Source organism: Cohnella fermenti, from assembly GCF_004801405.1.
Taxonomy (GTDB): domain Bacteria; phylum Bacillota; class Bacilli; order Paenibacillales; family Paenibacillaceae; genus Cohnella; species Cohnella fermenti.
Genome location: NZ_SSOB01000006.1, coordinates 192430 through 211698, shown reverse-complemented (window position 1 = coordinate 211698; position 19269 = coordinate 192430). Strand labels below are relative to the sequence as shown.

General features: G+C 57.1%; 11 protein-coding genes. All 11 read left to right on the top strand.

Annotation, left to right across the window (positions count from 1 at the left end):
- The first annotated feature begins 7 nt into the window (after positions 1–7).
- The 11 genes from E6C55_RS06685 (at position 8) to E6C55_RS06635 (ending at position 19219) form a co-directional block, all read left to right on the top strand.
- Complete coding sequence (locus tag E6C55_RS06685; RefSeq protein ID WP_136369002.1) at positions 8–952, top strand: ABC transporter permease; 945 nt, start codon at positions 8–10, stop codon at positions 950–952.
- A 27-nt stretch (positions 953–979) separates the two neighbouring features.
- Positions 980–1864, top strand: coding sequence for a carbohydrate ABC transporter permease (locus E6C55_RS06680; RefSeq protein ID WP_136369001.1), 885 nt, complete (start codon positions 980–982; stop codon positions 1862–1864).
- Between the two features lie 69 nt (positions 1865–1933).
- Entirely contained in the window at positions 1934–3721 is a 1788-nt protein-coding gene (locus tag E6C55_RS06675; protein ID WP_136369000.1) for a type 2 periplasmic-binding domain-containing protein, read from the top strand.
- A gap of 48 nt (positions 3722–3769) precedes the next feature.
- On the top strand, positions 3770–7666 hold the full coding sequence (locus tag E6C55_RS06670) for a discoidin domain-containing protein (RefSeq protein ID WP_136368999.1): 3897 nt from the start codon (positions 3770–3772) through the stop codon (positions 7664–7666).
- Positions 7667–7691: 25 nt separating this feature from the next.
- Positions 7692–9362, top strand: coding sequence for a beta-L-arabinofuranosidase domain-containing protein (locus tag E6C55_RS06665; protein ID WP_230986578.1), 1671 nt, complete (start codon positions 7692–7694; stop codon positions 9360–9362).
- A 521-nt stretch (positions 9363–9883) separates the two neighbouring features.
- On the top strand, positions 9884–12748 hold the full coding sequence (locus E6C55_RS06660; protein WP_136368997.1) for a discoidin domain-containing protein: 2865 nt from the start codon (positions 9884–9886) through the stop codon (positions 12746–12748).
- 138 nt (positions 12749–12886) lie between these two features.
- Positions 12887–14728, top strand: coding sequence for a sensor histidine kinase (locus tag E6C55_RS06655; RefSeq protein WP_136368996.1), 1842 nt, complete (start codon positions 12887–12889; stop codon positions 14726–14728).
- A 5-nt stretch (positions 14729–14733) separates the two neighbouring features.
- Positions 14734–15912, top strand: a complete 1179-nt coding sequence (locus E6C55_RS06650; RefSeq protein ID WP_168735498.1) for a response regulator transcription factor — start codon at positions 14734–14736, stop codon at positions 15910–15912.
- A gap of 138 nt (positions 15913–16050) precedes the next feature.
- Positions 16051–17406: an ABC transporter substrate-binding protein gene (locus E6C55_RS06645; RefSeq protein WP_136368994.1), complete on the top strand. Its 1356-nt coding sequence runs from the start codon at positions 16051–16053 to the stop codon at positions 17404–17406.
- A gap of 5 nt (positions 17407–17411) precedes the next feature.
- Complete coding sequence (locus E6C55_RS06640) at positions 17412–18311, top strand: carbohydrate ABC transporter permease (protein WP_136369040.1); 900 nt, start codon at positions 17412–17414, stop codon at positions 18309–18311.
- Entirely contained in the window at positions 18308–19219 is a 912-nt protein-coding gene (locus E6C55_RS06635) for a carbohydrate ABC transporter permease (protein ID WP_230986573.1), read from the top strand. The genes E6C55_RS06640 and E6C55_RS06635 overlap by 4 nt, the downstream gene beginning before the upstream one ends.
- Positions 19220–19269 lie beyond the last annotated feature (50 nt).

The following is a 19269-nucleotide window of genomic DNA, read 5'->3' as shown; positions in this document are numbered from 1 at the left end:
GTCAGCAATGGAAAGAAGGCAGGTTTGGAAACGAGTCAAGCGGCGAAAAACGCTGTACCTATTCTTAGTTCCAGCGGTAGCTGCCGTATTTATATTTAACTATTTGCCAATGTTAGGCATCGTTATCGCTTTCCAGGATTACACGGTTTCCCAAGGCTTTCTCTCCAGCCCGTTTGTCGGATTCAAGCACTTTGCCGCCATGTTCGACAACCCCGACTTCTACGATTCCTTAAAGAACACATTGGGCATCAACGTGTTTGCGATTCTGATCGGGTTCCCGATGCCTATTCTGATGGCCTTAATGGTAAACGAGCTGAGGGAAGGGCGGTTCAAGAAGACCGTGCAATCCATCACTTACTTGCCGCATTTTATTTCTTGGGTCATCATCGGCGGAATCGTCTACCGGTTGCTCGATCAAGACACGGGAATTGTTAACATCATCATTACTTCCGTCTTTGGAGGCGAGGCCATCGCTTTTATGCGAGAACCGCATTATTTCTGGGGAATTGCCATCGGATCGGCGATCTGGAAGGAGATCGGTTGGAACTCGATTATTTATCTGGCCGCGATCACCGCGATCGATCAGCAGCTCTATGAAGCGGCCATCGTGGACGGTGCGGGTCGCGTCAAAAGAATTTGGCATATTACGCTGCCGGGAATCGCCCCGACGATTATCGTGCTGTTCATTCTGACAACGGGAAGTATCGTGAGCGTCAACTTCTCGGTAGGCGGCACCATGACACCAAACTTTGAAACCTTATTTAACCTCAGAAATGCAATGGTGAGCAGCGCCTCGGACAACCTCGACATTTTGGTTTACAAGATCGGTGTGCAATATGCCCACTATTCGTATGCATCGGCCATCGGCCTTTTCCAATCCATTGTTGCTTTAATTTTAATTGTACTCTCTAATCGCTTGTCCAAGAAAGTGAATGGCTACGGCCTATATTGATTCTGCGATCCATAATGGAGGAAGCGCATGTATCCCAAACATCACATTTATGAAAAGAGTGCCAATACGGTTATTGTCGTCCTATTGCTCTCTCTTTGCGCGATTACCGTTTATCCCTTCTTATATGTGCTGGCTTATTCCTTTAGCGACGGAACGACATCGGCCAGCCGAATCATTACCTTCTTGCCAAGTCATCCGACCTTCGAAAACTATAAAGCCGTATTCTCGAACGATCTGATCGTCAACGCATTCGGGATATCGGTTGCCCGGACACTGACCGGTACGCTTCTGCACCTCATCGTTACCGGGCTCGCCGCTTATGCGATTTCCAAGGATGATCTTTACGGCAAGAAGGGATTGATGCTCTATTTTATGGTCCCTATGTTCGTAGCAGGCGGCCTGATTCCGTCCTATATTCTGATCAATAAGCTGCATCTGATGAATAGCTTCTGGGTGTATATCCTGCCAGGCATGTTTAGCACTTTCCATATGATTATTATCGCCACTTTCTTAAGAGGGCTTCCGGAAAGTCTGGAGGAATCGGCGAAAATCGACGGAGCCGGTGATTTGACGATATTCAGGAAGATCGTCGTTCCGCTGTCCGTACCGGTTTTTATAACGATCGCATTATTTGTCGGGGTGGCGCAATGGAATTCGTGGTTTGACGCGTTCCTGTATATGACTGATACCAGGCTGCATCCGCTGCAAACGCTGTTATATAAAATTATGTTCGAGGCACAAGCGAAGGATTTTCAACAAATGGCGTTAATGTCTCAGGGAAAAAGCAATGTAACGCCGGAAGCCATTAAGATGAGCACTCTGATCGTTTCGGTGGTGCCGGCCGTCTGCGTCTATCCTTTTTTGCAGAAGTATTTTGTCAAAGGCGTAACCATGGGCGCAGTTAAAGCCTGATTGCGAATATACCCGCGACTGCAGCGCGGCTATAGATATATTAACTACTAAATAAGGGGAGACAGATCTATGAACTTGGCAGGATGGAAGCGCAAATGGCATACGGTCGCGCTGATCGGCACTTTGGCGGTATCGACGGCTTTGGCCGGTTGCAACAATGACACGTCAAACACCGTGGTGGAGAACGAGGGTTCGAGCCCGGCCTCCGGCGCTTCTTCGGAAGCTCCGCTGGAGGAGATGGAATATAGCTTCTTCGATGCCGTTCACAGCACGCCGCAGGACTTCTACAACAATCCGAACGATGTCGTTACGCCGTATATCGAGAATAAATTCAAGATCAAGGTAAGCGAGATCATTACGGCGTCCGGAATGAGACCGGAAGAGAAATTTAATTTGTTGGTCGCTTCCGATACGCTTCCCGATGTGGTATTGGTCGATAATCCGAATGTGAGCAAATTTTATGCGAGCGACAAATTCGTAGCGCTAGACGAATATATCGACCAACTGCCCAATATTAAAAAGTGGACGTCGGAGCTGGCCTGGAACATGTTGAAGGACCAAGACGGACATATTATCGCACTGCCTAATTCAACGCCGTTCAAGAGCGATCCGCAAGTTGGAGCGAACATTCCGGACGACGATATTTTCTACAAAGGGCAAACGAGCATGGGCTTGGTCGTAAGGGAGGATATCCTCAAAAAACTGGGATATAAATTTAAAACCATGAGCGAAATCGAAAAGGATCTCAATGCGAACCCTCGCAATTATACGGCGGATGAACTGGCGCTTGATCCGAAAATCGAAACCGTCGAGGAATTCACTAAGCTGCTTCAGCAAATCAAAGACCTGAATTTGGTCGAAGGCGACAAGCCGGTCATTCCGCTGAGCATGATGAACTGGAGCATCTATCACTTCAGTACATTGTATACGAATCCCGGCTGGATGATTGATGGGAGCGGAAATGTAAGCGGATTCTTGGATAATCCGGGCATGAGGGATTACTACAAGACCATCAATCAATGGTACGCCGACAAGCTGCTGGACAATGATTATGTCATTCAGAAGACCGAGCAGTATATGGAGAAGCTCAATTCCGGCCGAATTGCGGTAGCAAGCTATTCGGATAATTGGTCCAAGTCGAGGGAATCCCTGAAGCAGATCAATCCCGAGTACGATCTGAGACCGATTCCTTGGCCGAAGGCGGCAAGCGGCAAAACATACGTGGATGCCACGTATCCAAGCGGTTTCTATAATGTCATGATCAGCAAAAAGGTAAAAGACTTGCCGCGTCTGCTGGAGTACTTCGACTGGCTTTATTCCGACGAAGCGATGGAGCTGATGACATGGGGACCGGAGAGTGCCGGACTTTATACGGAGAAAGACGGCAAACGCGTATTTAAGGACGAGGCCTTTGGTCAGGCGATCGCAAGCGGGCAAAAAACGGCGGATGGGAAGTCGGCAAGCTATTACGGTCTTTACGATCCGTTCTACAGCGACGGCTTCACCTCCAAAGCTTTGCGCACTGCGGTCGGATTATTCGGCTATAATCCGGTAACCTGGCAGAAGAGCTATCCGGTGCAGATGGATGCCTTTGAAACGGCGAGACACGCGGTAGCCGTGGAGAAGCTGGCAATCGACGGATCGCATGTCGCTCCATACGGCGAGAACGCAAGCGAAGTCGGGAACTGGTTCTGGGGAGAGTTCGTGGCACAGAAGGTGGCTAAAATTCTCACAGCCAAGGACGATACCGAACTAAATCAAGCCTTCGATTCGGTATTAAATGAATTCAAGGCCGATAAATATGAGGCGGCCAAAGAGGACATGTCGGACTATTTCCGGGTGCTTCAAGGAAAATAGCAATGAGCGATCGCTAATCGAATTCATTATCTTCTGGAGGAATTAGCCATGAATCCATTGAAGAAAGCGCTAATCGTGACGATCTCCGCCTTGCTGTCCCTTTGTATCGCTTTGCTGTCCAGTCAGGTATGGGGTCCTTTGCAGGCCCAACCTGCTGCGGCAGCGGGGGCGATAACGAACGATACGCTGAACAAGCGACTAACCGTGAGCGGCGGCAATGTCGAGTTGTCGCTTGATTACAATCTCAAAAGCAAAATCGATTCGCTGAAGATCAATTCGGTCGAAACGCTGGATACAGACGGCATTCTCTCCAGCTTCGAGGTGCCGAGAGGGAGTACTCCGGTTACAACAGCCTCTCTGACGAGCAGCCCGACTGTTTCTGTAAGCGGCAACACGGCAGTGGTCAGCGGGATCTCGTATCAGAATGCCTATCTGAAGGTTAAGGAAACATGGACGTTTACGGCCAACACGGATGACGTGGAGGTCAAGGTGGATAAGACGAACGATTGGATATCCGGCACCTACACGACGGTGGATATGAAGTCGCTCGGTTTTACCTTTAAACAGAGCATGTTTAATACGGCTTACCGCGGAGACGGCGGGTCGAATACGTTAATCTCGCCTGCGGACGGGATCACCTTGCGGAGTCTGACGCCAGGGGATAAATATTACGGCGAAGAAGCGGAAGCCGGCTTCGGCTACATCGGGGGCGACATGGATTTATTGAGTGAGACCAATTCCTTCCTGCTCAAGATCCGCACAGCCTCCAATCGCTATATTTCATCCGAGATTTATCGCAGCGCCACCGCGCCTTATTCTTTTAAACTGGATCATAAATTAAGCTTGCCGGAATTCGTCCACACGTTGCACAACCCGGACAAAACCGTGAACTTCCACTTGTTCTCGCCCGTGGCAGCCAACGTCAACAACAGGCACGCTTATGACCCGGTGGAGATCGCCGACTTGCAGTCCGACTCTATCACCTATACGATAAGCGCCCAATTAAGTCTGGACGATTATTACGATATCGGAAGCTTCCCAGCCGCTTCCGGCATCAATGAAGAGAAGTTCGCGCGGTTCATAACGGAATTCGGACGGGACTCCATCGTTGATTTGTTAGGGGTCGGCGGCGCTTGGAACGCGCTGCGGCCCGAATATTCCGGGTTGATGGAGATTCAGTGGGGCATTGACGCCATGCTGGCCATGCAGACCTCCGCCAGCAACAGGATTGCGCTCGAGGCGCTAAGGAAAAACACGGAGATGGCTATTGCCGTGCAAGATTCCTACGGACATATCAGAGGCGTAGCGGGCGGGCAGGTGTATGAGTTCCCGGAAGATTCGGAGGCGGACGAGGCGATTCCGCTGGCCGCAGCAGCCTATATTAACGCAACCGGAGATGCGGCTTGGGCGAATACGGTCAAGACGGGAATCCGCAAAGCGCTGGACTTCCGTCTATCCAAGGACTCGAACGGGAACGGACTCGTCGAAGCGACGCTCGCGACCAACACGGGATTAAGCGCGCAGGCCTATCTCGATCAAGTTTATTTGGGCGGAGAAGACGCTTATATCAATGCGTTGATGTACGGCGCGTTGACGCAATGGGCCGACATAGAAGAGAAGGCTATCGGGGATTCGGCCAAGGCGCAGTATTACAGGGACAAAGCCGGCAAGCTGAAGGAAGCGTACAATAAGGACCTGATCTATGGCGGACTATGGTCCAATACGAATCAAGGCTTTATCGGTTGGCGGAATATGAACGGCACGATGAAGGCCGATGTGAAGTACGTGCATGTGGATTCGGCGGCCATCAAGTACGGCGTCGCGAACAAGGAGCGCATGCAGTCCATTCTGTACGGGGGCTTCGACACCTATCAGGGTCTGGATGACTGGATGGTCCGGAATCAGGCAAAGGCTTACCCGCTCAATCTTTATCCGATGGACGGCACGGAGGTCAATCCGACCTTTACCGCTTCGTTCCCGGATTGGGAGAACGGAGACGTATTTCCCCAGACGACAGGAGAAATGGTCGGGGCCTATGCAAGAGCGGGGAGCGCGCTTCCGCTCAAATATATTAAAAATATTATCGATGTCTACTATCAGCCCGGAGATCCCTATTGGGCGCAGGACGTATTCACCTGGCAAATGACAGGCATATTCGGTATGTACACGAAGATGGACGTCAATATGGAAGCAGGCGCCACGCTGATTACGGACATTCTGGGGATCAAGCCGAAGTACGACGCTTTGGAGGTGAATCCTGTCCTGGATTCCTCTCTCTTCGGGACGGAGATCAACTACAATATGCGGGGCCATCAATACCGCATTCGCTACGACGGACAATTAAGCAGAACGATCATGCTAAATGACGGTGCGGAAACCGTCAGATTTATGTGGAACAATATGAAGCCCGGTTATGCCTATACCATCAATGACAATGGAACGAGTTATTCGCGCACAGCCGATGCGAATGGATTGGTGACCTATAACATTACGGCCGCCGGGGCACGTACGGTCACGATTTCCGACGATATGGGAACAGGGACTTCGACGTCCCGCAGCGGCAGCGGCGCTTCGACGGTCAGCGGGACGCAAACATCCGCCAAAGCCATCGACGGCAACGCGGCCACATATTGGTCCAGCGCCGCATATGCGGATGCCGGGCATACGGAATCCATATTTGTCGATATGGGCGCCAATACCGCGGTGAAGCAGGTTCAGGTCACGCCGAGAAGCGGCGGCAGCGGATTCCCGATCGACTTCAAGTTCCAATCCAGCCTGGACGGCATCGAATGGTTCGACGTGCCGAGCGCCAATTACAGCAATTACGTCAATCCGGGCTCCGCGACGCAGTCCTTCATGTTTAATGCGCCCGTACTGGCCAGGTATATTCGGATGCATGCGACCCGTCTGGGGGCCGATGGTGCCAGCTATGCCATGCAAGTAGCGGAGCTGCAGCCGTATGCTGTCGCCGCGACGATGAATGAGCCCGGCATTAAGAAGTTCAAGGCGACATCAGGCTTCACGAATACGCAAAGCGTCAACAATTGGAATTACCAGGAATGGCTGTGGAACGGCGGCACGATGACGGTAAATCCGATGACCTGGGTCGGCGGCAGATGGCAAGGCACATCGGACTACAGCCTGATCGGCAGCGGCTGGATGCACCCGGACGATAACCGCGAGGCCGTGCGCATCTATACGGTTCCGCAAGCCGGAACGGTCAAAGTGACCGGTGTCGTACGGCTTCGCTATAGCGGCGGCAATGGAATCAAGGTCAAGATTCTAAAAAACGGATCGCCATGGTGGCCTTCAAGCGGATATGAGACCATCACGGATATTACCGGCGTTGCCTTCCAGGGGGTTACTTCGGTCAATGAGGGCGACCAATTCAGCTTTGTCGTCAACAATAACGGAAACAGCAATTCCGATACGACGTATTGGGCGCCCCAGATCGCTTTTGTAGATACTTACAATGGCGACACCGACTTCTCATCCACTCAGGGGACCAAGAACTGGTTCTATGAGGAAGAAGCGGGAGGGATTCTAAGCAATATGACCTGGGACAACGCCAATGGACGGTGGAATGGCAGCGCGACTTACAGCCTGATCACGAATCAATGGCAGCACCCGGATGCCGGCCAGGACGCGGTAAGGGTATTCAAAGCGCCGAGGGACGGCATGGTTGAGATCACCGCCGCGGGGAATGTCAGGAAGAGTGCCGCGGGCGGGGACGGCGTGCAGGTTCGTATTCTCCGAAATAACGAGACTATCTGGCCTAGCGCGGGAGGATGGCAGTTCATTGCCAGGAACGATACGACCGGGCTTAATATGAACGTTCTGCTGTATGTGCGTCAAGGCGACGAATTGAAATTTTACGTAAATCGATATAACACCATCACGAGCGACAGTACGACGTGGATCCCGCAGATCCAGTATACGGAATAGAGCAAGAGAAGGAGGCTGGGGCTTGATGGTCAGCGAAACGATCCCATGGCATGATCTTAAGACGGCTGGCGAGTTGCGCAGACGGGCATCGTTGAGCTTTGATCGCCTGGAGACGGAACCGTACGAACCCGATACGGTCTTTAAAGCGCCCGATTACGAGTGGCCGGGCGATTGGGAGGGAAGGACGATATTGGCGCTAGTGCTGCTGGCACAGGCTACGCAGCGGGAGCCGAAGCATCTGACGGAGATTATGAAACGTCTGCCGAATTACCTTAATGAGCATGGATACTTCGGTCCTTGCCATGAAGCGGGGACGGTTGACGAGCAGCAATTGTCGGGCAACAGTTGGTTTCTCCGGGCCATGGTCGAGCATTACAGATGGAAAAGGGATGATCTCTCCCTGTCGATCGTCGAGCAAATCACCCGGCATCTGCTGCTGCCTGCAAGCGGCCACTACAGGGAATACCCGGTATTGCCGGAGCAGCGTGTATTCGCCGGGGACGCAATCGGTGAACTGCAGCAAGAGCGGGTCGGCGCATGGAGGCTGTCTACCGACATCGGCTGCGCCTTTATCATGCTGGATGGCGCTACGCAAGCGTATCAAATCGTCCCGCGACCGGAATTGGGCGAGTTGATCGATGAAATGATCGCCAAATTTAAAACCATCGATTTGGCAGGCTTATCCTTCCAGACGCATGCGACCTTGTCGGCCTTAAGAGGCGTGCTGCGCCATTACGAGACGACCCGCGAGCAATCGCTTCTTCGCAGGGCAGAGGAGGTGTTTGCGCTATATATGAATGCGGGCATGACCGCCACTTATGCCAATTACAACTGGTTTGGCCGACCGGAATGGACGGAAAGCTGTGCGGTCGTCGACTCCTTCATCGTCGCCTTCTCGCTCTGGAAACATACCGGCAAGGCGGAGTATCTCAATACGGCCCATCATATTTATTATAACGGTCTGGGATACGGACAGCGTCCCAATGGCGGATTCGGCTGCGATGTTTGTACGGGGGCTAACGGCGAAACCATGCTTGCACCGAAATCGCCAGAACTGTTCGAAGCGTTCTGGTGCTGCACGATGCGGGGAGGAGAAGGTCTGGCTCGCGCGGTCGAATATAGCTATCTGGTGCATGAAGATCAGATAACCGTGCCTTTCTATACTGAAACCCGGGGGAGGTTCAGTATGGAAGACGGGCAACTCGTTATTAAACAGTATACCGAGTACCCGTATGAAGGGCTTGTACGTCTCGAGGTTATCGAATCGACGATTGCCAAGCCAGTCATCCTAAGGCTGTTCGTGCCGCCGTGGACGGAGGCTTCGTCGATCGGGTTGAGGGTCGATGGAGAAGCAAGAAGTGTCGTGGTGCGAGACGGATTCGTAACCCTGACCGCCAAACTGGAAGCCGGGTGTGCCATCGAGTTAACCTTCGGCATTGTCCTTCGTCAGGAATATGCGTCCGGCGCCGGCGGCCACAGTGTGCATGATGCTGTCTCATACAGGCACGGCGTTCTAGTGTTAGGGATCGACAATGTCGAGTCGCCGCTTGCGCTTGAGCGGGACGCGGGCATTGTGGCGCTCGGCGGAGGCGCATACACAATGGCAGCGACAGGCACGAAGTTAACGCCGATCAATAATTTGATCGATAAGCCGCAGGAGGAAGCAGTCCGAAACAGAAAGCAGGTATTGTTCTAAGAGCTTCTGGATTATTTAGAGGATCGCCCATCCCTTATGGCCTTCCCGGCCGATTGGGGGGGCGATCTTCTTCCTGTACTTGGCGATGTAAGATCTGACGGAGGAGTCAGTGCCGCGAAAAGCGTCGGCTAACGAGGAGAGATCGGGAGTGTTTGTTTAATCAACGTGGAGATGACGCTCCGCAAACGTGCAGACGCGATGGCGCCCGCTTGCGTTCGAGACGCACCCGCGACCTCCTGTCTCACTTTGACCACCTATCTCCCGCTCCCTATCTCACCAACGTTGAGCGGTTCCCGCATGTTTCTGATGTAGAACCCTCGCCATAGCCCCCTCATACCCAACCCTCGCCCGCAGCTCGCTCTTATCAAATCCCGTCCGGCCGCCGGATCAATATTTTGCAAGAGCCGATGCTAATCCAGTCGAACGATATTCGCGGGGCGAGTCTTTATAGTAAAGCTAAAGGAAAGCGCTTACCATTCCAGGTGGGCGCTTATCTCATCTGCCAAAAGGGAGGAATCGTGATGAGAGTTCAACTGGGAAGAAGGGGGACGGCGTTAGGTTTGGTCTTGGCTCTGCTGCTCGGGCTGCTCGCCGGCATCGGCGGTCAGCCGAGGTCGGCAAGCGCCGCGCTAGGGACGGGGGACTTCCTCAAGGCGAGCGGAACCGTCCTGCGGAACAATTCGGGGGCGGGCTCAATCGTTAATCTGCGCGGGACGAACCTGGGCGGCTGGCTGACGCTTGAGCAGTGGATGTCGCCGCTGGGCGAAGGCGCGCTCAGCCGAAGCGGCTGGAGTGCGATCGGCTCGGGAAGCAGCGGCTATGCGAATGCGTTCGACGGCAACCCGGCGACGAGGTGGACGGACGGCACCGCGCAGACGGCGAGCGGCAACTGGTTCCAGCTTGATATGGGAAGCCAGCGCACGTTCGACCACTTGTCCATCGACGCGACTTCGTTCACCGGCGACTCGCCGGCCGGCCTGCTCATTCAGGTGTCGACGAACGGCACCAGTTGGACGACGGTCAGCGTGATCAAGGACAGCGGCAATTCGCAGCTCCGGTATCTGACGCTCGACCAGGTGTACACCGCGCGCTACATCCTGCTCATCCAGACGGGGACAAGCTCGAACTGGTGGTCGATTGCCGAGCTGAACGTGTACCAGGCGGACGACTACAGCATGAGAACGGCGCTGTACAACCGCTTCGGGGTGTCGGCGGCGGACACGCTGCTGGACGGCTACCAGAACACGTGGATCACAGCGGCGGACCTCGACAACATTCAGAATATGGGAATGAACGTCATCCGGGTTCCGATCAGTTGGCAGGAGCTTGTGAATGCGGACGGAACCTGGAAGTCGGGGGCCTTCACCCAACTGGACTGGGTCGTCAGCCAAGCTTCCGCGCGGAATATATACGTGCTGCTCGATCTTCACGTGATGCCGGGAGGAGGATGTCCATGGGCAAGCTGCGGGCAGGCGGGACCGAATCCGAACGGGTTCTGGACGGACACGGCGAACCAGGACCTGACGGTCGACATCTGGGAAGGGATCGCGGATCGCTACAAGGGCAACCCGGCGATTGCGGGTTACGACCTCATCAATGAGCCGCTGCTCAGCTACAGCGAGACGACGGCGGAAGTGGCGACGAAGAGCGCGGTGTACGACCGGCTCTACGACGCGGTCCGGGCAATCGACCCGGATCATGCGATCTTCATCGGCGCGTTCTTCGGGTTCGACAAGATCGCGTCTCCGTCCACGTACGGATGGACGAACGTCGTCTACGAGATTCACCCGTACGACATGCCGAACGCGAAGGATTGGGACGCGCAGAACACGCTGATCGACAATGCGCTCGCCACGTTGGCGCAATACCAGCAGCAGTGGAACGTTCCGGTATTCGCCGGGGAATATTCGCTGTACTTTTTCTACGACCTCTGGCAAAAGTGGGTGTCCGGCCTGAACGCGCTGAATGCGTCCTGGACGAACTGGACGTACAAGGTGACGGGCACGGTGTCGGAATCCGGCGGAGCGAATTGGGGCTTCTACAACACGAACACGAATCCGGTGCCGGACGTGAACAATGACAGCTCGGCGACAATCGCTTCCAAGTGGAGTCAATTCGGCACGGGCAACTTCCTCGCGAATACGAACCTGATTAACGCGGTGAAGAAGCATACGGGCAGCAGCCCGTGGATGGCGACCGTTCCGATCGACCAGACGGGTTGGACGGCGACGGCTTCCGCAAGCGGCTCGGGAACGCCCGCCTCGAATGCGATCGACTGGAACTCGTCGACCCGTTGGAGCACGGGAGCTCCGCAGGCGAGCGGACAATGGTTCCAGGTGAACATGGGCTCGAAGAAGGTTTTCGACCAGATCTCGCTGGAGACGGATGCGACCAACACGGGCGATTATCCGGTCGGCTACCAGGTTCAAGTGTCCAATGACGGTTCCTCCTGGACGACGGTTGCAACGGGAGCGGGCTTCGGGCACAAAATGGTCATTCCGCTCGCCACTCAATTCGCGCAGTACATCCGAGTGACCCAGACCGGCAGCAGCACCGTCTATTGGTGGAATATTGCGGAATTCCACGTGTTCAACGAACAGCCGGTGTCGCGCAGCGGCTGGACGGCAACCGCGTCTTCGACGGAGTCGGGCGGCTCCGCATCCGGGGCGTTGGACGGCAATGCCGCCACCCGCTGGAGCAGCGGCGCCGCCCAGGCGAACGGGCAGTATTACCAGGTCGACATGGGCTCGAGTCGGACGTTTAACCGTCTCTCGCTTGATCTCGGAACGTCGACCTCGGATTATCCGAGAGGCTACCAGATCCAAGTCTCGAACGACGCGAGCACCTGGACGGCGGTCGCCTCCGGTTCCGGCACCAGCGCCGGGCTCGTCGTCGACTTCCCGGTTCAAGTCGCCCGGTACTTGAAGATCGTGCAGACGGGAACCGCCGCGAGCTGGTGGTCCATTGCCGAACTCAATGTGTACGGGGAGCTTGAGCGCAGCCGGACCGGCTGGACGGCAACCGCGTCCTCGACGGAACCGGGGGGCTCGGCGGCGAACGCCCTGGACAGCAGCCTGAGCACGAGATGGAGCGGCGGGGCGGCGCAGGCGAGCGGACAATGGTACCGGGTCGATCTCGGCTCCTCGCAATGGTTTAACCATATCGTGATGGATTCCGGCACCGCGAGTCCGACCGACTATCCGCGCAGCTTCCTTGTTCAGGTGTCGGCCGACGGGGCGAATTGGACGACGATCGCCAGCGCGTTCGGGACCGGCCAGGTGACGACGGTCAACTTCCCGATCGTGGAGGCGAGGTACCTGAGGTTCCAGCTCACGGGAAGCTCCGGAAGCTGGTGGTCGATCGCCGACCTGAAGGTGTACGAATAACGGACGGGAGCAGCCTGCCGGGCGGGGGGCTGCTCTTCCGCGCGGGGGGCTGCTCTTCCGCGCTCGAACTCCCCATTGACGAGAGCGCTCCCATGACCGACAATAGGGGCAAAATCACGCTGAAGAAGGGTTGAGGCCATGAGACGGACCGGCATCCGGTTTCGATTAATGCTGCTTATGATTGTACTCACCACGCTGCCGGTCGTTACGGTCACCTGGATCGCCACCCGCAACATGCAGAGCTCCGTCGAGAAGGAGGTTCTGAACGCCAACAAGTCGAGGCTGATGTGGGCGGACCAGTACCTGGAGGAGCTCATCGAGCAGATCGATATTCTGTTCTACACGCTCCAGATCAACGAGCCCCTGATGAACGCCGTCATCGAGACGGACAGCTCCGACCGGGGGGAGCAATTCCGCACACAGAAGAACATTCGGGACACGCTGACGTCCGTTTTCTACTCGAACTCTCGCAAGATCGACGATTTGACTCTTTATTTTCACGCCAATCGGAAGGCTCTTACGGTCAACTACGCGAGCAGCGGGCTCGCTTCGATTCTGGATATCGGCAGCGGGCCTTGGAGACGGATCGCGGAGGCGCCGATCAACATGTACTTCAAGCAGGATGCGAGCGGCATCCACGCCTACCACAGCATCAACCGGTTCGAGGATCGCAAGCTGCTCGGCGGCGTCTCCGTCCGGATCAACCGCAAGGTGTGGGAGGAGGTCGGGCACATCCTTCAGTCGGAGGACGACAGCTCGGTTCTGCTGCTGAACGACGAGAGCGAGCCGCTGACCGGTTCGACCGGGACGGACTCTGCGGGGCTGATCGCAAGCCTGCTGAGCCATCCGCTTCCGAATTCCGAGCTTCGCATCGAACGGACGAAGACGGATTATATCTTCATCAAGCGGGTGGCGGACGGGCAACTGACGGTCGTGAAGACGATTCCGATCGCCAAGGTCATGGAGAGTGCGCGGCAGACGAGGAAGGCCGGGGTGTGGACCGGGCTGCTGTTCGCCGCCGTCTCCGTGCTGCTGGCGATTCTGTTCTCCCTGCGAATCAGCCGTCCTCTCGTTCAGCTCGCCCGAACGATGCGAATGACGCACATCCGCAACTTCGAGATGACCTCCGTCGGCAAGCGCGACGAGATCGGTCAACTGCAGCACGGCTATAATCTGATGATGCAGCGGATCAAGGAGCTGATCGAGAACGAGTACCAGCGGGAGATCGAGGTGAAGAATGCGCAGCTTCTCGCCCTGCAGGCCCAGATCAACCCGCACTTCCTGAACAATACGCTTCATATGATCGGGGGAATGGCCCTCGCGAAGGGCGCTCCCGAGATCTATCGGATCACGAGAGGGATCGGCGATCTGTTGCGCTACTCCATCAGCCAGGACGGCGAGACCGTTCCGCTTCGCAGCGAACTGGTCCATACGCGCAATTATTTGTTTATCCAGGAGCAGCGCTTCGCCGGAAGATGTACGATAACGATCGAAGCGGCGGAGGAATGCGAGGATTCGGCCGTTCCGCGGTTCACGCTGCAGCCTCTTGTCGAGAATGCTTTTGAACATGGCTTGCAGAAGCGGGAGGGAGCTTGGCGGCTTGAGGTTCGCATTCGCCGGATCGGGCGTCGGCTCGTCATCGCCGTCCGGGACGAAGGAGTCGGCATCGAGCCGGGCAGGCTGAAGGCGATCCGCGAGGAACTGCGGGGTGGTCCGTCCCTGCGGCCGCAACCGCAGTCCCAACCGCAGCCGCAACCGCAGTCACAATCGCAATCGCAATCGCAATCGCAATCGAAGTCACAGCCGCAGCAGGAAGCCGCCGCGCTTGCGAATCGCCGAAGAGGGATCGGCCTGAGAAACGTGGATTCGAGAATCAAGCTGCAATTCGGCGGCAAATACGGGCTTCGGATCTACAGCCGCGAAGGCGAGGGGACGCTGGTCGTCGCGCTGCTGCCGTATCGGCCGATGAGAGGGGGATGAGGAACATGCGCAAGGTGCTGATTATCGACGACGAGCCTTGGTCCCGGCAGGTTGTCAAGGCGCTGGGGAATTGGGAGGCGCTCGGGCTTGGGGTCGTCGGGGAAGCGGAGGACGGACGGCAGGGAATGGCCGCGATCGAGGCACTGAGGCCCCAGATTGTGATCACGGATATGCGGATGCCCGGCAAGGACGGGGTGGAGCTGCTGAGGGAGCTGAACGAGCGCTATCCTTCGCTCCTGCTCGTCGTCATGAGCGGGTTCGACGATTACGCCTATCTGAAGCAGGCGGTGCTCTCGCGGGCCGTCGATTACTTGCTGAAGCCGCTCGATCCGGAGGAGCTGAACGCCGCCTTGGGGAGGTGCGCGGCGGAGCTGGAGCGGCGCGAGGCGGAACGGGGCGCGCCGGGCATGCTCGGCTGGCGAACGCCGCAGTTGTTCCGGGAGCCGTCGGGGCTGGAGCGCTACATCGAGCATCGGAAGCGAATCCATGCACTGCTTCAGGAGATGAATCCGGTCGCGCTGGGCGCAGCCTTCGGGCAGCTTGAGGCCTTGCTGCGCAGGGAGCTGTCGGCGGCGGACGATCCGCGCCGGCTTGCGGCCATCGGCAGGGACTTCCTGCAGCGGCTGGAGGAGTTCGCATCAGCGGAGGGGATTGCGGGGAATGCCCTTGCCCTGGAGGCGGAGGCTCCCCTGTCGGAGAACAGGCCGGCGAACGGGCCGGAGAGCATGCCGGCGAACGAGCGGCATCGGGAGGAGTCGCACCTCGGCCAATGGGGGAACCCGGGCGAGATGACAACGGAATTGAGCCGGCTGTACGCCGCGACGATCTCTTCGATCGAGGCTAGGCGCAGAGGCCGCGGCCGTCTGGATCTGGAGGATGTCCGCGGTTATCTGGACCGGCATTACCTGGACCCGGTCACGCTCGAATCGGTTGCCCAACAATTCCTCGTCAGCAAGGAGCATCTGAGCCGGGCGTTCAAGGCGCATGTCGGGGAGACGCTGACCGACTACGTTATTCGCAAGCGAATGGAGAAGGCGAGGGAGCTGATCGGCGCAGAGGGCATCTCGATCAAGCAGGCGGCGGAGATGACGGGCTATCCCGAGCTGGCGTACTTCTATCGCGTGTTCAAGAAGCAGTTCGGCTATCCTCCGGGAGAGCTGCGGGGCGCGGGCAGCCGGGAGTGAGGCGCGGGGTGCGGCTGCGGAAGCGGGAGCGGGCGATGTCAATATTGTGCAATCCGCGAAGCTAATATCCTGCGAAGAAGGGATGCGAAGGCTCCCCTATAATGAAGCTGCATCCATTCGAAGAGGGGGAACCACCCAATGAAGAAAGCGCTTTATACCAGTCTTGCCCTGCTGACTGCGATCACCGTGCTGTCCGCCTGCAGCTCGAATTCGAGCAACGAGAATTCGCCGGGAAGCTCGAGTCCTTCGGCCGGCAGTCCGGCCTCCTCCGGGGCGTCTCCGTCCGCAGAGCCTTCCGTCTCCCCGCAGGCATCGCCGCAGAAGGTCGAGCTGAAGGTGTTCATGAGCTTCCCGAGGTTCAAGGAGCAGTTCGAGCAATACTTCGAGCAGTTCAAGGCGAAGGAGCTGGCGGAGAAAAACATCGACGTCACGGTGAAGCTGGAGATGCCGAATCCCGACCAGGCGAAGCAGATTCTGCAGACGCGGCTGGCCTCGAACGACGCGCCCGACTTGTTCACGGTGCACGCGAACGATATTCCGACCTATTACGATGCGGGATACCTTAGCGACATTACGGATCAGCCGGCCGTCGCCTCGCTGTATGACAGCGTCAAGCAGACGGTCATCTACGACGGCAAGGTCGTTGCGCTTCCGCTCGAGAGCCTGTCGTGGGGATACTTGTATAATAAGAAAATTTTCGCAGATACGGGAATCGCGCCGCCGCAGACGCTGGACGAGATGAAGCAGGCGATCGAGACGCTGAAGGCGAACAAGCAGACGCCGTTCCTGCTGGCGTTCCAGGAGTCCTGGGTTCCGCAGCTTATGATGGCGCTCTCGCTCGGCGGCATCGTCTCCTCGGAGCACCCGGATTGGATCGAGAAGATGAACAAGGGAGAAGCGTCCTATGCGGACGTGCAGGACGTCTTCGACATCATCGATCTGATTATGGAGAACGGCACGCCGAAGGCGTTCGAGGTCGGCAACGAAGCGGGCTCCACGGACTTCGCGAACGGCAAGGCGGCGATGTGGGTGCAAGGACCGTGGAATGCCGAGACGATTCTGAAGGTCAATCCGGACATGGAGTTCGGCGTGGCGCCGCTCCCGGTCAGCAACGATCCGGCCGGCACGATGATCAACCTGTCCACCTCGACGACGCTGGCTCTGTCCCCGTCGAGCAGCAACAAGGAAGCTGCGCTTGATCTGCTCAACTACATCCTGGACGAGAAGGATTCGTCGGCGCTGTTCGAGCAGCTTAAGTTCAACCCGATCTCTTCCGTACACCATTACGAGGCGTTCCCATGGGTGGACGAAGCTTCCGCTTACGTGTCCCAAGGCAAAGCGTACCAGGACCTGAAGCTGCCGAACGGGGTGACGGATGAGCAGGCGAAGCAGCTTCAGAGCTACTATGCCAAGGATGTCAGCAAGGAGGACTTCATCAAGACGATGGACCGCACGTGGGCGAACGCGATCAAGGCATCCGCCGCGGCGAAGTAAGCGGAATGAGGCACGGTTCCGTGAGCAAGACCTCCACCAAGAGAGTGTTGACGCTGCTGCTGTTCGCTTCGCCCGCCTTGCTGTTCTACCTGATCTTCACCATCGCCCCCGCCTTCGGCGGGGCGTGGTACAGCCTGACGGACTGGAACGGGCTCAACCCTTCCTATCGTCTCGTCGGCTTCGCGAATTACAAGGAGGCGCTGGCGGACGATCCGGCCTTCGTCCGCTCGATCCTCTTCACGATGAAGTATGTTCTCTTCATGGTCGTGCTGCAGAATGCGATCGCATTGCTGCTCGCGGCGCTTATCGAGACCCGGCGGCGCAGCCGGACCTGGTTCCGGACGATCTTCTTCACTCCGAATATGCTCAGCCTCATCATCGGCGGCTACATGTGGGTGTTCGTCTTCACCAAGGTGCTGCCGGAACTTGCGGAGAGGACGGGAGCGGCCTGGCTGGACCGTTCCTGGATCGGCGATCCGGCTTGGTCGTTCTATGCGATCCTCATCCTGTCGCTCTGGGGCGGGGTCGGCTACCTGATGGTCATCTACATCGCAGCCTTGCAGGGAGTGCAGCCGGCGCTCAAGGAGGCGGCTGCGATCGACGGGGCGAACGGGCTTCGGATTTTCCGCTATGTCACGCTGCCTCTCATCTACCCGGCGCTCACGATCGGCGTGTTCCTGACGCTCAGCTCGTCCTTCAAGGTGTACGACGCGGTGTACGCGCTGACGGGAGGGGGACCGGGGCGGGCGACGCAGGTCATCTCGCTCAACATCGTCGAGGAAGCGTTCAGCTTCAGCAACCGCTACGGCTACGCCAGCGCGAAGGCGATGATCCTGTTCCTGATCGTGCTCGTCATCACGCTTCTGCAGCTTCGCTTCATGAAGAGAAGGGAGGTGGAGGCATGAAGCCGGCACGCGGAATGTCTATGGAGAGTTTGAGCAGGCAGGAGGGCCCTGGGCCTTCCGCCCGCCCGCCTGGCCGCCGTGCCGTCGGTTCGCGATTCGTCTCCGGGTTGATCCTGCTGCTCCTGCTGGGCTGCTCGGTCTTTACTCTTCTGCCCATCTATATGGCCCTGCTCAACTCCTTCAAATCGGCGGGGGAGATGCTGAGCGACGTGCTGGCATGGCCGTCGTCGTTCGACTTCGCGAATTACGCGGACGCGTACCGCAAGATCGACTTCCCGCGAAGCTTCGGCAACACGGTGCTCGTGACGGTCGTCGGCGCGGTCGGGATCGTCCTGTTCGCTTCGATGGCAGGCTACAAAATGTCGCGCACGCCAGGGAGGTTCAGCCAGTCGCTGTTCCTGCTGTTCGCAATCTCGTCGCTTATCCCGTTCCACTCGATCGTCATCACGCTCGTTCAGATCTCCAAGGGCTTGAAGGCTCAAGGGTCCACTCTGGGGCTGGGACTCATCTACGTCGGGCTCGGCGTTGCGCTGGCGGTGTTCCTGTATCACGGCTTCGTGAAGTCGATTCCGCGCGAGCTGGACGAGGCGGCCATCGCCGACGGCTGCGGGGAGCTGCGGCTGTACGCCATCGTTATTTTCCCGCTGCTGCTGCCGATCACGGCGACGGTTGCGATCCTGAACGTGTTATGGATGTGGAACGACTTCCTGCTGCCGCTTATGATGCTGACGGATTCGCGCGACTACACCCTTCTGATCTCCACCAACATGCTTTTCGGCGAGTATAACAACGATTGGTCCGCCATTCTGTCTTCCCTCGTGCTGACGATGCTGCCGGTGCTGCTCCTGTACGTGCTGCTGCAGAAGTACATTCTGAGCGGGATCGCGGACGGAGCGATCAAGGGATGAGCGGAGCGGCGAATGGCGGGGAGAGAAGGCAAGAGGGGACGGAAGGGGCA

Excerpts from the sequence above, each read along its gene's own strand:
- E6C55_RS06650 (WP_168735498.1), top strand. The coding sequence starts at position 14,734 with ATGCGCAAGGTGCTGATTATCGACGACGAGCCTTGGTCCCGGCAGGTT.
- E6C55_RS06660 (WP_136368997.1), top strand. The coding sequence starts at position 9,884 with ATGAGAGTTCAACTGGGAAGAAGGGGGACGGCGTTAGGTTTGGTCTTG.
- E6C55_RS06665 (WP_230986578.1), top strand. The coding sequence starts at position 7,692 with ATGGTCAGCGAAACGATCCCATGGCATGATCTTAAGACGGCTGGCGAG.
- E6C55_RS06680 (WP_136369001.1), top strand. The coding sequence starts at position 980 with ATGTATCCCAAACATCACATTTATGAAAAGAGTGCCAATACGGTTATT.
- E6C55_RS06645 (WP_136368994.1), top strand. The coding sequence starts at position 16,051 with ATGAAGAAAGCGCTTTATACCAGTCTTGCCCTGCTGACTGCGATCACC.
- E6C55_RS06655 (WP_136368996.1), top strand. The coding sequence starts at position 12,887 with ATGAGACGGACCGGCATCCGGTTTCGATTAATGCTGCTTATGATTGTA.
- E6C55_RS06635 (WP_230986573.1), top strand. The coding sequence starts at position 18,308 with ATGAAGCCGGCACGCGGAATGTCTATGGAGAGTTTGAGCAGGCAGGAG.
- E6C55_RS06685 (WP_136369002.1), top strand. The coding sequence starts at position 8 with ATGGAAAGAAGGCAGGTTTGGAAACGAGTCAAGCGGCGAAAAACGCTG.
- E6C55_RS06675 (WP_136369000.1), top strand. The coding sequence starts at position 1,934 with ATGAACTTGGCAGGATGGAAGCGCAAATGGCATACGGTCGCGCTGATC.
- E6C55_RS06640 (WP_136369040.1), top strand. The coding sequence starts at position 17,412 with ATGAGGCACGGTTCCGTGAGCAAGACCTCCACCAAGAGAGTGTTGACG.
- E6C55_RS06670 (WP_136368999.1), top strand. The coding sequence starts at position 3,770 with ATGAATCCATTGAAGAAAGCGCTAATCGTGACGATCTCCGCCTTGCTG.